Below are 13,553 nucleotides of genomic sequence, written 5' to 3' on the forward strand. Positions count from 1 at the left end.
TCAGTTGCCCCTCTCGGAGAGCTTGCGGGCGGCCAGCGAGATGACGAGGACGAAGCCCACCAGGACGACACCCAGGGCGGCGGCGAAGTCGGGGTGCCCCTGCTCGATGCCCTTCTGGTACATGAGCAGGACGGGCGAGGTGGAGGCGTGGTCGGGGCCGCCGCCGCCGGTGAGCAGATAGGGCTCACTGAACAGGTTGGCGCCGGTGATGATCGCGTAGATCAGGACGAGGGTCGTGGCGGGACGCACTCCGGGCACGGTCACCGCGAAGAACTGCCGTACGCGACCGGCCCCGTCGACGGAGGCCGCCTCGTACAGCTCCTTGCCGACGTTCTGGAGCGCGGCGAGGTACAGCATGACGAAGAAGCCGAGCTGCTTCCAGGTGACGAAGACGGCGATCATCGGCATCGCGAGATGCGAGTTGACCAGCCAGGAGGGGTCCGGCGCGTGCGACCCGAGGAGGTTGTTGACGAAGCCGTCCGAGCCGAACAGGAACTGCCACACCGCGACCAGCGCGACGCTCGCCGTGATGTACGGCAGGTAGTAGGCGGCGCGGAAGAAGGCGCGGAAGCGGATCTTCGCGTTGAGCGCGGAGGCCAGGACGAGTGCCAGGATCACCGTGAGCGGCACGTTGATCACGAGGAAGACGGCGATGTTGAGGAAGGCCCGGCCCACGACCGGGTCGGTAAACACGTCCCGGTAGTTGGACAGCCCGACCCACGGGGAGTCGATGTCCGTGCCGGGGGCGGTGAAGTAGAAGCGGTGGACGGAGATCCACAGCGTGTAGACCATCGGGACGGCGAACACGACGAGCAGGAACAGCACGTACGGCGTCACGAACAGCGCGCCGGTACGGGAGCGGGCCCTGCCGTGGCGGGTGGCGGCGCCTTCGCCCTGCGGCCGGACGCCGGGTGCGACGCCCGCGGTGGCGGTGGCGGTGGGACGGAGGTTCGTCATGCCGGGTCCCCGTACTCGTCGAGCAGCTTGGATATCTTGGCCGAGGCCCGGCGCAGCGCGGTGCCGGTGGGCTCCTCGCCGAAGACGACGGACTTCGTCCACTCGTCGCGGAAGGCCTGCCAGACGTCGACGGATCCCGGCACGTTGGGGACCTCGACGACGTTCTCGGCCTGCTGTGCGAAGGCCTGGTAGACGGGCTTCCGTTGGAAGTAGTCCGGGTAGCGCGCAGTCAGGTTCTCCCGCATCGGCATCTGCCCGGTCGCCTCCAGGAACTTCCCGTCCTGCTGGGCGGAGGTGGCGAACTTCAGCAGGTCCCAGGCGGTGGCCCGGTTGCGGCAGGCGCTGAACATCGCGGCGGACTTCTCGTCGCTGAAGGAGTACGTGTCCTCGGGCGACTTCCCGTCGGCGGTCGGCACGGGGGCCACACCGATGTCGACGCTGTCCTTGTAGGCGGAGACCGCCCACGGCCCGACGGTGGCCATCGCGGCCTTCCCGTCGTTCACGGCGTCCCCGGGGTACGCCTCCTGCGGCGCGAGCTTCTCCGCGTACAACTGGCGCCAGAACGAGGCCACCTTGCGGCCGGCCGGCGAGTCGAACTGCGGCTCGCCGTCCTCGATGAGCTGCTTGCCGCCGCTCTGCGCGGCGAAGGCCGGGTAGAAGTCGAGCCAGGACTGGAAGAACTCGCTGCTGGGCGCCGGCCAGATCGCCGCCTTGGCGGCACCGCTGTGCACGAGGGTGCGGGAGGTCTCCAGGAACTGGCTGTATGTCGCCAGCCGCGGGTGCTCGGGGTCGAGGCCGGCCTTCTCGAAGATCTTCTTGTTGTAGAGGATCATCACCGGGTTGCTCTTCCACGGCAGTTGGCGGAACTTGCCGTCCGGCGAGGCGTACTGGCCGGTGAGGGCGCCGCCCCGGCGCTCGATGTAGGAGTCGCCGTCCGGGAAGTCGCTGAGCGCGACGAGGCCGTTCTGCTTCTCGAAGGTCGGCACCGAGGCGGGCGCGGTGTTGAAGACCAGGCAGGCGCTGGTGCCCGCGATGATGGAGGCGCTGATCGCCTCCTCGGAGGTCTTGCCCGCAGGTATCTGCTGGGCCGTGACGTGCTGTCCGGGGTGGCTCCTGTTCCAGGCGGCGACCATGTTCCTGCCCCAGGCCACCTCCTGGGCGTTGTTCGACAACCAGATCGTGATGGGACCCCGCGCCTTCGCGGCGGTCTCCTGGTCCGGGGCCGGCCGGCCGCAGGCGGTCGCGGCGCTCGCGAGGGCGAGCACGAGCAGCGAGTACGCCGTTCTCCTCAGCATGAAAAATCTCCGAACTGTTCACGCCCGGCCTCGTCGCCGGACGGACATGCCTTGCCGGGCCACGAAGGCCCGGCGGCCCGCTCGTCAGGCGCCGGGGGCCGGGCCTATCGACGCGCGGGGGACGAACTCGGCGGGCGGCAGCACGACGTGCGCCACCTCCTCGCCTGCCAGCACCCGGTCCAGGGCCCGGGCCGCCGCCTCGCCCCAGCCGCGCGCGTCGGCGCGGGCGGAGGAGAGCGGCGGGTAGGTGTAGCGCGTGAGGCTGGTGTCGTCGTAGCCGACGACCGAGAGGCGGTCCGGCACCGGAACCCCCATCTCCTGGGCCACGGAGAGCCCGGCCGTCGCGGCCAGGTCGTTCCCGTAGACGATCGCGGTGGGCGGTTCGGCCAGTGAGAGCAGTGCGCGGGTGGCCCGCGCACCGCCCTCCGCCGTGAAGCCGCCGGGCATCACGGGGCCTTCGGGCAGGCCGAGAGCGCGCAGCGTCTCCTCCCAGGCCGCCCTGCGCCGGTGCGCGTGGCGGAACTCCTGAGGGCCTTCGACATGGGCGATACGCCGGTGTCCCAGCTCGGCGAGACGTCGTACGGCTTCCACGTAGGCGGGCCGGTCGTCGAGGCTCACCGAGCTGAGCCCGTCGCTCCACTCGCTCTGCCCCACCACGACGGCCGGCAGTCCGAGCCGGTGCATGAGGGCCGGGCGGGGATCGTCGTGGCGCAGGTCGGTGAGGAGCACGCCGTCCACCCGTCGGTCGGCGGCCAGCCGCTCGTACACGGACTGCTCCCGCTCGGGGGTGGTGAGGTGCACCATGAGCCCGTCACCGCGCTCCCCCAGGGCCACCTCGACGCCCGCTATGAAGGCGGGGAAGAAGAGGTCGGCGCCGATCAGGTCGGGTTCCCGGGCGAGCACGAGACCGAAGGCGCCCGCCTTGCCGAGGGACAGCGCCCTGGCCGGGCGGCTCGGGGTCCAGCCGAGTTCGGCCGCGACCGCGAGGATGCGCTCCTTGGTCTCCTGGGCGATCCCGGGCCGGTCGTTCAGGGCGAACGAGACGGAACTGCGCGAGACACCCGCACGCTGTGCGACGTCGTCGATGGTGGGCTTGCGAGCCATGGCGCCTTCCGCTCTCTGTGTTCCCGGGGACCGGGCAAGGGGACCGAGCGACGTCTCCACCGGCGCCTAAACCGGTTTGAACGTTCAACCGGCGTCACTAAACCGGTTTGAGAGGCGGGCCGTCAATGGGTCACGTGATGTGACCTGGGTTACATCGGGGCGGCGGGGATCCTCCGGTTCTGCTGACGGGCGCTCGGCCGGGGTCCGCCGGCGGCTCTCGGCGCAATGACCGAGGGCCGGTTCCGGATCACTCCGGAACCGGCCCTGACCCACTCCTCCAGCACCGGAAGGGAACGCAAACGGACCGCGGCCCGTACGGGCTCCGCCCGCGGGGCCGCCCTCGCTCCCCGTTGAGCGCCTCCCGCTCGCGGTAGCCGGCGAGCCGGAAGGTCATTTTCAGGATGTCCTCCGTCGTGCCGTCCACGGCCGCCATGAGGGCACGGACTCGGCTCGTCCTCCCGCCTCACTCGCCACCTGGGGCCCGCTGACGCCGCCAGTGCCCTCGCCTACGGCCCCCGGCACGGCGACGCGCTCGCGACCGCGCGCGGCCGGGCGCACCGTCGAACGCCTGCTGCAGGAGGGCCGTCCGTGAGCGACGCGCCTCACCTGTTGGTCGCTGACGCGACCCAGGTCCACCAACCGGCCGTGAAACCGGAACCGGACCACCGCCGTGTACATGCCCACACCGGGAGGCAGCGAGTGAAGCGATTCTTCGGAAAAGTCAGCATGGCGGAGCCTCATGTCTCCGACGCGGAGCGAGAGCTCTTCGGTGCGCCGCTACGCTACGACATGGGCTGGGCCCAACACGAGCACGCGGGACTCGACTTGACGATGTGGTCGGCGCTGCGGCAGATGCCGAGGCTCGTCAGCGCCACCCTGCGGATGGCCTGGGGCGCGGATCGCCGCGCGCTCGTGGCCGTGGCGATCAGCGAACTCGGCCAGGGCATCGCCGCCGCGGTCGGACTGCTGGCCGTCAACGCGGTCATGCACGCGCTTCTGGGCGCCGGAGACGCTGTCGAGCGGCTGCACGCCTGACGACGGCAGCACCATCAGCTCCATCTCCGCGCCCTGGCTGCAGGCCGGCATGCTCGAATCCGCCCGCATCCGGCCCAGGACGACGGCGTCATGGACGAGCTGCCGGCCGTCCTCGCGTCCCTGCTCGGACGGGACGTCACGAGATCCGTACGGGCCGCGCCGCCGGACCGGTCACAGCCGGCGGCGAAGGGCTCAGCAGCCCGGCCTGCTGACCTCGGTCAAGGACGCCGGTCCCCCATTGGTCCCCAGGAATGACCAAGGGGCGGTTTCGGATACCTCCGAAACCGCCCCTGATCTGCGACTGTCTCCAGTCGGGACGACAGGATTTGAACCTGCGACCCCTTGACCCCCAGTCAAGTGCGCTACCAAGCTGCGCCACGTCCCGATGCGTTTCCTCCCGGTGTTCCCGGGGGCTGCGCAGGACAAACATTACCTCACTCCGAGGACCGGATCGACGCCCGTACCTGCTGGGCGCGGGTGGCCAGCCCTTCGGCGCCGCAGGCGGTGGCGAGCTTCCCGGCCCGGGCGAGCTCCTGGCGGGAGCGGATCGCGGTGCCGTACTCGAAGCGTGCGAGCGCGTGCTCGTAGGCGGACGAGGATGCCTCCAGGTGGCGTACGGACTCGGCCAGCAGGTGGGTCGCCTCCTCCTCGGGTACGAACAGGGCCATGCAGCGCAGGGCCTCGCCGATCGCCGTGTCCGTGCCGAACCGTTCCGCGTGGACGCGTGCCCGGGTGGCCAGCTGGGCGGCCCTGACCGGCTCGGTGTCGGCAAGGGCGCGGGCGAGATCCCCTGCCCAGGGTGCCCAGACCCCGTTGAAGCGGCCGCGCGGCTCCAGTGCGGCGCCCGCCGACTCCAGCTCGGCCACGGCCTCCGCCGTACGTCCCTCGGCCAGCAGCAGCCGTCCGCGTACGCACGGGGCGTCCGGCAGGACCATGGCGCTGGGGTACGGCGGGCCGAAGTCGTACCGGTCGGCGACGAGCCGGGCCTCCGCCGTCCGGCCGCGAGCGAGCAGGGTGTCGACGAGGAGACAGGTGGCGTCCCAGTGGACGGGCAGCCCGCTGCCGGCCCGGTCGGCGAGGCGCAAGCCCTCGCGCAGGAAGCCCTCGGCCTCGGCCAGACGTCCGCGCCGCCGGTGCACGAGGCCCAGGAGGGTGTGTGCGAACGCGAGGTGCGCGCCGCTCCAGCCGGAGATCTCGAAGGCGCGCACGGCCTCGCCGAAGAGTGCTTCGGCGCGGTCGAGCTGGTCGGTGAACGCGTAGGTGATGCCCGCCATCGTGGGGAGCTCGAAGCCCCATTCGGAGTCCGTCCAGCCGAGCCCGCGCGCGGGCCGCCCGTCGACGAGTGCGCGTTCGCAGAAGTCCACGACGAGTTGGGCGTTCTCGCCCCGGAGCATGGCGTCGAAGGCCCGCAGGGTGAGCAGGGCGCGTTCGGCGTTGTCGCGGCCCTTGAGGTGGTCCGCGTTACGGGCGAGGCGGGCCGACCGTGCGGGTCCGTCCTCCTCCGTGGCCTGCATGCCCTCCCACAGGAAGTGCGCGGCCTGGAGACGCATCAGGCCGGGACCGGGGGCGGTTCGAGACGCCTCGGCCGCCAACGAGAGCGCCGCGTCCTTGAGCTGGTTGTTGTGGGACAGGGCGGAGGCCAGCCGGAAGGTGGCGTCGATCCGGAGCGTCTCGTCGAGCCCGGGCGTGTCGAGCGCGGCGCGCAGGTGCTGCACCGTGGTGGCCGGCGAGAAGAGCAGTGTGGCGCAGCCCAGTTCGTACTGCAGGGCCGCCCGGTCGCCGGGGCGCGGCGGCTCGTCCAGGGCACGTTCGAGACAGCGCCTGGCGGCTTCCGGGGCGCCGACCGCGAGATGCTGCCGTGCCGCCTCGCGGAGCTGCGCGACGAGCTCCTGGTCGTCGTCGGGGTGCACTTCGAGGAGGTGGCGGGAGGCCGCGGCCGCCCCGAGTCCGGCCTGGGTGATCGCCCAGGCCGCCCGCCCGTGCATGGCGGTGCGGGTCGCGGGCGGGATCGAGCGGTAGACGGCGGTGGCGATGAGGGGGTGGACGAACTCCAGCGGGTCGAAGCCGCTGACGATACGGGCGTCCCGCAGCCGTGCCGTGCAGTCGGCGGCCTCCGCCGAGCTCATTCCGGCCAGGGTCGCCGCGAGTTCCTGGGAGATCTCGGTGCCGAGCACGGCCGCCGCCCAGGCGAAGCGGTTGGCGTTGGTGCCGAGGCGTTCGAGACGGGCGACGAGCCCGCTGCCCCGGGCGGAGGCGCCGAGTTCGCGCAGGAGACCGGCGGATTCCTCGACCGGTGCCAGTTCGCGGTCCTGGGCCTTGGCGACGAGCTCGACCGCTTCGTACGGGTTGCCTCCGGTGACGGCCCAGACCTCGCGGCAGAAGGGGTCGTCCGCGTGGTCCCCGAGGCCGGCGCGCACCAGTTCGGCCGTGGCATCGGGGGTGAGCGCGCGCAACGCCACGCGGGTCAGCGCCGGGTGGCCGGCGGTGCCGCTCTCCGGGGTGCGGGCGATGGCCCAGTCGGCGTTGCGGTCGGCGAGCTCCTGGGGGCGGTGCGCCTGGACCACCAGCACGGGCAGTTCGGACAGCCGTGCGGTGAATCCGGCGAGCCAGGCGAGGGATTCCCCGTCGGCCCAGTGCGCGTCGTCCGCTATGAGGAGCAGCGGCCGGTGGCTGAGGCGGGAGGCGAGCCGGGAGACGACGTAGTCGAGGCCGTCCCTGACACCTTGGGGGTCGGGCTGCGGGCCGCTGGGGTCGGCGAGGCCCAGGGCGGGCGCCGCGATCTCGAACCAGTCGCCGAACAGGGCGCGGATCTCGTCGGCGGGGAACCGGACCAGTGCGGGCTGGAGCAGTTGGCGTACGACGTGGAACGGCACCGAGGTGACCGTCTCACCGCCACGGGCGGACCAGATGGTGCAGCGGTCGGCGGCCATGGCCTGGATCTCGCCGAGCAGCGCGGTCTTGCCGATGCCGGCTTCGCCGCTGAAGACCAGCAGCCCGCCGGCGGCTTGTCCGCCGCAGAGGGCGTCCAACGCCAGTTCGGCTGCGGCGAGTTCCGGTTCGCGCTCGTACAACGGCCGGGACGGCTTCATGCCTCCCCTTCCCAGGGTGGTTGCGAAGAGCACCGAGCCTAACCGTGCGCGGGTGCGGGCGGACAGGGTTCCGGCCGTTCTTCGCAGGTGCGAGGCACAATCGGGGGGTGGACGAATCTCGCAGGGACCGCGACGAGGAAGGGCGGGCGCGTAATGCGCGCCCCCGGGACGGGCTGGGCCGCCCCCTGCCGTACGGGACTCCGGGGGTGGAGCGGCAGCCCGAGGGGGTGGTGCGCTCCCCCGACGAGACGGTGCGCGAGGCCCAGCGGCTCCTGGACGCGGGCATGCCGTTCCACGCCCACGAGGTGTTCGAGGACGCGTGGAAGTCGGGGCCGGACGAGGAGCGCGAGCTGTGGCGGGGCCTCGCGCAGATGGCGGTGGGGCTGACCCATGCCGCTCGGGGCAACGCGGCGGGCGGGGCACGGCTGTTGAGGCGGGGCGCCGGCGCCGTCGACGGGTTCCGGGCGGCGGATCCGCACGGGATCGGGGTGGACGGGCTGATCGGCTGGGCGCGGGAGCTGGCGGGCCGGGTGGATCCGCCGGGGCCCGGGGGCGCGGGGGGTCCCACCGGTTCTCAGGGGGGCGCGCGGGTCGTGGACGCGGCGGCGGAGGCCCCCCGGCTGCGGAGGGGAGACCGGGCCGGGGAGTGAACACGCGGATGCGATAGGTTTTGCTCCTTCCTGACGGTGCGTTGATCGCACCTGTCGCCTTTACGTTCCATTCTTCGACCACTCGCTCTGGAGACGGACGCCCCGATGACCGACATCATCAACGGCCTCGGCCGTGCCACCGCGTACGGGGCCCTCGGCGTCGTACTGCTCGTTCTCGGCATATTCCTGATCGACGCCCTGACACCGGGCAAGCTCGGCCGCCAGATATGGGAGGAGCGCAACCGCAACGCCGCGCTGGTCCTGAGCTCGGCGCTGCTGGGCATCGGCGGCATCGTGTTCACGTCGATCTGGACGACGTACGAGGACTTCGGCAAGGGGCTCGCCTCGACGGCCGCGTTCGGGCTGCTCGGCCTGGTCATGATGGCGGTGGCCTTCCTCGTCGTGGACCTGGTCACCCCCGGAAAGCTGGGGGCCACGCTGGTCGAACGGGAGCCGCACCCGGCGGTGTGGGTGACGGCGGCGTGCAACGTTGCGGTGTCCGCCATCGTCTCGGCGTCGATCGCCTGACCGCCCCGGGATCCCCGGTCCGGCGAACATCACCGTGCACAGCTATTACGATCCGGCGTCATGACCACTTCTGACCAGGACCAGGACCAGGACCGACTGCAAGAGCAGGAGCAGGGGCAGGACCACGAGCCCGGCGAGAGCCCCGCGGCGATACCGGGGGAGATACCGGAGCCGGCCGCTCCGGAACGGAGACTCACCCCACGTCAGGCGCGGCGGCTGCGGATCGTCCTCTCCTCGGTGGGCATGGCGGCGATGGCCTTCGTCCTGGCGCTGCGGATCGCCAGCCGTTCCTCGGTCCTGGTCGTCGGGGTCTACGGGCTCGCGCTCATCCTCTGCGGTGTGGTGATCGAGCTCAGCAGGAACGGCCGCACCAGGCTGGGCAGCTGGCTGCTGGGCGTCGGTCTGGTGGCGGCCGTCGGCGCCGACTGGCTGCTCATTCCCTGAGCGGGTCCGGCCGCCCCCCGCCCGTCAGAGCGCGGTGATCCGTACGGCCGTACCGTCCGGGTCGACCCGGTCGGTCCAGTCGGCAACCAGATGGAACGGCCGGCCGGGGACGGCGGCCGACAGCAGCCGCTGCCGGTGGAGTTCGCGACCGTCCTGCGAGACGACGAGCAGCGGCCACGGCAGCCGCCGCGCGGTGCGCAGCACGAACCGGCCGCCCGGCGGGCGCGTGCCGTCCGGCCCCGTCACATTGGGGGCGATCCACCGCAGGGGCGCGTCGACGACCAGGCGTGCTCCGCCTCCCGCGGCTTCCTCGGTGCCGGCCAGCCGGTGCAGTACGGGCACCGCCACGGCCCGGCCCTCCTGCGCGGCGAACTCGGCGTGTTCGACGGCGTGCAGCAGGTTCCCGGCGGCGAAGACGCCCGGCCGCGAGGTGCGGAACGCCGCGTCGTACGCGGGCCCCCGGGTGCCGGGATCGAGGAGGAGCCCACCGCGCCTGGCCAGTTCGTGGTCGGGCACGAAGTCACCGGTCAGGACGACGGTGTCGCAGCGCAGCGTGGTCGTGCGGCCGTCGTCGTGGCGCAGGGCCACCCCGGACAGCCGGGTCCTGCCCGTGAGCCCGGTGACGGTGGCGCCGGTGAGCAGCGGGGTGCGCCGGTTCCGCGGCCGGACCGGGCGGGGCGGCCGGTCGGTGACCATGGCGACGATGTGGACCCCGGCGGCGCGCAGGGTGGCGGCGGCCGCGTGGCCGATGGGCTCGTCGCCGACGACGACGGCCCGGGTGCCGATCCGCTGTCCGTACAGGTGGACGGCCTGCTGGAGTTCGCCGGTGGTGTAGACGCCGGGCGGCCGGGTGCCAGGGATCAGGCGGGCGCTGCGCGGCCGTTCGCGGGCGCCGGTGGCGAGGACGACGGCCCTGGCGGTGATCCGTTCGAGTCCGGCGGGTCCGGTGGTCTCGACCGTGAGGGGTCCCGCCCAGCCGGTGACGGTGACTCCGGTGCGCAGCGTGGCTCCCGCGTCGAGGGCGGCTGCCACGCTCCGCCGGGCGTAGGAGGGCCCGTCCGTCCCTGCCGGCGCGTACGAGGATCCTGCCGCCGACGCCCAGGCGTACGCGGACCGGGTGAGGCGCCCGCCGAATCCGCCGTGGTGGCAGTGGCGGGGGATCCCGCCCGCCTTCTGCTCGCGTTCCAGGATCTCCACCCGGCCCACGCCCGCCGCGGCGAGTTCGGCTCCGGCGGCAAGGCCCGCGGGGCCCCCGCCGACAATCAGGACGTCGGCCTCGCGTGCGTTCCGGGTCACGGTCGCGCCTCCTCGAACAGGGCGCGGACGGCGGCGCCGCAGTAGAAGCCCTGGCAGCGGCCGCCGCGGGCGCGGGTGCGGCGCCGCAGGCCGTCCAGGGAGTGCGGCGGGACCGTCGCGGACAGCGCGTCCCGGATCTCTCCGAGGGTGACCTGCTCGCAGTGGCAGACGAGCGTGCCGTACGCCGGGTCCTCCGCGATCAGCTCGGCGTTCCGGTAGGGGCGGGGGAAGGCCTCACCGAGGTTGGGCATCGTGAGGGGCGGGAGTGGGTGCGGCTCCGCGGTCTCCAGGCCGATGGCCGTGAGCAGCCCCGTGACGTGGCGGCCGATGGCCATGGACGCGGTGAGGCCGGTGGAGCGGATGCCGCCCACGGCGACGTAGCGGAGTCCGGGGTACTCCTGGATGCGGTAGTCCTCCTGTCCGGTGGCGGCGCGCAGGCCCGCGTAGACCGCGGTGACCTCCTCGTCGAGGAGGTCGGGCAGGATCCGGCGGCCCTTCTCGCGCAGCTCGTGCAGGCCGTCGGCGGTGGAGCCGGTGGCGGCCTTGTCGTCGAGCTCCTCGGCGGTGGGCCCGAGGAGGACGTTGCCGAACACGGTCGGCGCGACCAGGACGCCCTTGCCGGCCGGGCCGGGGACCGGCAGGAGGATGTGGCCGACGAGGTCGCGGGCAAGCTTGTCGAAGACGATGAGCTGACCGCGGCGCGGGGTCACGGTGAACACGTCGTGGCCGAGGAGCAGGTCGATCTCGTCGGCGTACAGCCCGGCGGCGTTGACCAGGTAGCGGGTGCGCAGCGGGCCGCGCGACGTGGTGAGCGTGTGGCCCTCGGCGTCGCTGCCGATGTCCTGCACCCGGCAGTTCAGGTGCAGGTGCACGCCCGCGCGGACGGCCTGGGTCGCGAAGGCGAGCGGGGTGGTCCAGGGGCAGATGATGCTCTCGTCGGGGATGTGGAGCGCGCCGAGCGCGCCGGGCCCCAGGCGCGGCTCGCGGGACCGCAGTTCACCGGCGTCGAGGATCCGGGACGCGTGGTAGCCGTTGCGTTCCGCCTTGGCCCGCAGCCGGGGCAGGGCGGCGAGCTGGTCCTCGTCCCAGGCCACGAGGAGGGCGCCGACGCGCTCGACCGGGATGCCGGTTTCGGCGGCGTACGCGGCGAGGAGATCCCGCCCTTCGCGTACGAGGCGGGCTTCCAGCGAGCCGGGGTGGGCGTCGAAACCGGTGTGCAGGATCGCGGTGTTGGCCTTGGATGTGCCGCTGCCGATGTCGTCGGCCGCGTCGATCAGGGCGGTGCGCAGGGGGTGGCGGGCCAGCTCGCGGGCGATGGCCGTGCCCACGACACCGGCTCCGATCACGGTGACGTCGTACGTGCCCTCCGCGCCGTTCTGCGCGCCCCTCGGCGGGGTCAGGGGGCCGGTGGTGGTGAGGGTGACGGTCATGCGCGCTCCAGCAGGCTGTCCACCGCGGCGCGGAAGCCCGCGAGGCGCTCCGCCGCCTCCCCGGGGCCGATCCGTGGTTCGTACACGGCGGAGGGCCGCCACTCGGGGGTCGCCCGGCCCGGCGGAAGCTGGGGGTCGAGCCCGAGCCTGGCGACCACACCGGCGCCGAGGGCGGTCACATCGGGCAGCGCCGAGACCTCGACCGGACGTTGCAGCAGGTCCGCCTGCGTCTGCATGAGCAGGGCGGAGCGGGTCAGCCCGCCGTCGACCCGCAGCGTCGTCAGCGGGGCCCCCAGGTCGGAGGCGACGGCGTCCGCCAGGGCGACGACCTGCGCGGCGATGCCCTCGCAGAGGGCGCGGACCAGATGGCCCGCGGTGGTGTCGAGGCCGAGTCCGGTCAGGGAGCCGCGCAGGTCGCTGCGCCACCAGGGGGCGGCGAGGCCGGCGAGTGCGGGGACGAAGGTGACCCCGCCGGTGTCGTGGACCGAGGCGCCCACCGGGTCCAGGTCACCGGCTCCGGAGATCACCCCGAGGTCGGTGAGCCAGCGCACGGCCGACGCGGCGGTGTAGACCTGGCCGTCGAGGCAGTAGTCGGTGCGCCCGCCGAGGCGCCATGCGACGCAGCTGACCAGGCCGGTCGAGCCGGTGCTGGGCCGCCCGCCGGTCTGGGCGAGGAGGAACGCCCCGGTCCCGTACGTGCATTTGGCCTGGCCGGGTTCCAGCGCGTTCTGCGCCAGCAGGGCGGCCTGCTGGTCGACGAGGAGTCCGGTCAGGGGGACTTCACCGCCGAACGCGGTGGTGGTGCCGACCGGTCCCGCGCAGTCGACGACGGCGGGCAGCCGCTCGTCGGAGAGGCCGAAGATCTCCAGGGCGGCGGGCGACCAGCCGACGTCGTGGAGGCCGAGCAACTGGGTGCGTCCGGCGGTCGCGGCGTCGGTGACGAAGGCTCCGGTGAGCTGGTGGACCAGCCAGGAGTCGCTGGTCGTGACGACACCCTCCCGGGTCAGTTCGCGGCGTAACCACGCCATCTTGGGCGCGGCGAAGTACGGATCGAGCGGCAGCCCGGTGAGCCGCTTCAGCTCGTCCCCGTGTGCGGCGAGCTCCGCGCAGATCCCCTCCGCGCGCCGGTCCTGCCAGACGACGGCGTCGGTGAGCGGCCGGCCGGTGGCGGGGTTCCAGGCCAGGACCGTCTCGCCCTGGTTGGCCAGGCCGACGGCCGCCACAGGTTCGGCGGCGTCCGCGACCGCCTGCCGGCCGGCGTCGAGCACCGATCCGATCAGCTCCGCCGGGTCGGCCTCCACGAGTCCCCCGGCGCCGTACCGGGGGCGTACGGGCGCGGAACCGGAACCGATCACCCCGCGCTCGGGACAGATCACCAGCGCCTTGGTCCCGGACGTCCCCTGGTCGATGGCGAGTACCGGTCCTGTCAACCCACGCTCCAGCCGTGCGGACCGCCCGGACCCGGGCGGAATCGTGATCATCTGGTCCCTGTGACCCACAGTCGTGCAGACCAGGCCCCGCGTCAAGCCTCACCCGAACATCCCGCCCACAGCCACCGGAGGAGATCAACCTCCGGTATATACAGGCTACTTGAGTAAGATCCGCGGAGTCGGCAGAAGGCGGGCCCGCGGCGCTCTACACTCTCCGCCCAGTGGACAACCGGACGATGACCACCGGTGGTTCATGACCGAACAGCTCAACCCCCCACGCTGCATGAGGATTCAT

At 72.8% G+C, this 13,553-nt stretch carries 11 protein-coding genes and 1 tRNA gene; 4 read left to right on the forward strand and 8 right to left on the reverse strand.

The genetic code is table 11. The annotated features are described in order from the left end of the window. The 3 genes from ACIRD8_RS26255 to ACIRD8_RS26265 all read right to left on the reverse strand — a co-directional run bounded on the left by ACIRD8_RS26255 (position 1) and on the right by ACIRD8_RS26265 (position 3,356). Entirely contained in the window at positions 1-957 is a 957-nt protein-coding gene (locus tag ACIRD8_RS26255; protein WP_403996317.1) for a carbohydrate ABC transporter permease, read from the reverse strand. Next, complete coding sequence (locus tag ACIRD8_RS26260) at positions 954-2,252, reverse strand: extracellular solute-binding protein (protein WP_382985396.1); 1,299 nt, start codon at positions 2,250-2,252, stop codon at positions 954-956. Before ACIRD8_RS26260 ends, ACIRD8_RS26255 begins: the two co-directional genes overlap by 4 nt. A gap of 84 nt (positions 2,253-2,336) precedes the next feature. Continuing rightward, on the reverse strand, positions 2,337-3,356 hold the full coding sequence (locus tag ACIRD8_RS26265) for a LacI family DNA-binding transcriptional regulator (protein WP_403996320.1): 1,020 nt from the start codon (positions 3,354-3,356) through the stop codon (positions 2,337-2,339). 726 nt (positions 3,357-4,082) lie between these two features. Between ACIRD8_RS26265 and ACIRD8_RS26270 the strand changes: the two genes are divergently transcribed. Next, positions 4,083-4,391, forward strand: coding sequence for a hypothetical protein (locus ACIRD8_RS26270; protein WP_403996323.1), 309 nt, complete (start codon positions 4,083-4,085; stop codon positions 4,389-4,391). 311 nt (positions 4,392-4,702) lie between these two features. Here ACIRD8_RS26270 and ACIRD8_RS26275 read toward each other — a convergent pair. Together ACIRD8_RS26275 and ACIRD8_RS26280 are read right to left on the reverse strand one after the other, a co-directional pair. Beyond that, positions 4,703-4,776: transfer RNA gene (locus tag ACIRD8_RS26275), tRNA-Pro, on the reverse strand. A gap of 49 nt (positions 4,777-4,825) precedes the next feature. Then, positions 4,826-7,480: an ATP-binding protein gene (locus tag ACIRD8_RS26280; RefSeq protein ID WP_403996326.1), complete on the reverse strand. Its 2,655-nt coding sequence runs from the start codon at positions 7,478-7,480 to the stop codon at positions 4,826-4,828. Between the two features lie 107 nt (positions 7,481-7,587). Between ACIRD8_RS26280 and ACIRD8_RS26285 the strand changes: the two genes are divergently transcribed. The 3 genes from ACIRD8_RS26285 (at position 7,588) to ACIRD8_RS26295 (ending at position 9,102) form a co-directional block, all read left to right on the forward strand. Then, positions 7,588-8,130, forward strand: coding sequence for a DUF309 domain-containing protein (locus ACIRD8_RS26285; RefSeq protein ID WP_403996329.1), 543 nt, complete (start codon positions 7,588-7,590; stop codon positions 8,128-8,130). Between the two features lie 105 nt (positions 8,131-8,235). Next, positions 8,236-8,658, forward strand: coding sequence for a DUF350 domain-containing protein (locus ACIRD8_RS26290; RefSeq protein ID WP_403996332.1), 423 nt, complete (start codon positions 8,236-8,238; stop codon positions 8,656-8,658). A 60-nt stretch (positions 8,659-8,718) separates the two neighbouring features. Next, positions 8,719-9,102 (forward strand): hypothetical protein, encoded by a 384-nt coding sequence (locus ACIRD8_RS26295; RefSeq protein ID WP_403996335.1) that lies wholly within the window; start codon positions 8,719-8,721, stop codon positions 9,100-9,102. Positions 9,103-9,126: 24 nt separating this feature from the next. Here ACIRD8_RS26295 and ACIRD8_RS26300 read toward each other — a convergent pair whose 3' ends face one another. Genes ACIRD8_RS26300 through ACIRD8_RS26310 form a run of 3 tightly spaced genes read right to left on the reverse strand, consistent with a single transcriptional unit; the run spans position 9,127 to position 13,258 of the window. Further along, the gene (locus tag ACIRD8_RS26300; protein ID WP_403996338.1) at positions 9,127-10,398 is read right to left on the reverse strand and encodes an FAD-dependent oxidoreductase; all 1,272 of its coding nucleotides are present in this window, start codon (positions 10,396-10,398) and stop codon (positions 9,127-9,129) included. Then, on the reverse strand, positions 10,395-11,828 hold the full coding sequence (locus tag ACIRD8_RS26305) for an FAD-dependent oxidoreductase (protein ID WP_403996341.1): 1,434 nt from the start codon (positions 11,826-11,828) through the stop codon (positions 10,395-10,397). The genes ACIRD8_RS26300 and ACIRD8_RS26305 overlap by 4 nt, the downstream gene beginning before the upstream one ends. Then, entirely contained in the window at positions 11,825-13,258 is a 1,434-nt protein-coding gene (locus tag ACIRD8_RS26310; protein WP_403996344.1) for an FGGY family carbohydrate kinase, read from the reverse strand. The genes ACIRD8_RS26305 and ACIRD8_RS26310 overlap by 4 nt, the downstream gene beginning before the upstream one ends. Positions 13,259-13,553: the final 295 nt, after the last annotated feature.

Origin of the sequence: Streptomyces sp. NPDC102451 (genome assembly GCF_044765485.1) — a bacterium.
GTDB lineage: Bacteria > Actinomycetota > Actinomycetes > Streptomycetales > Streptomycetaceae > Streptomyces.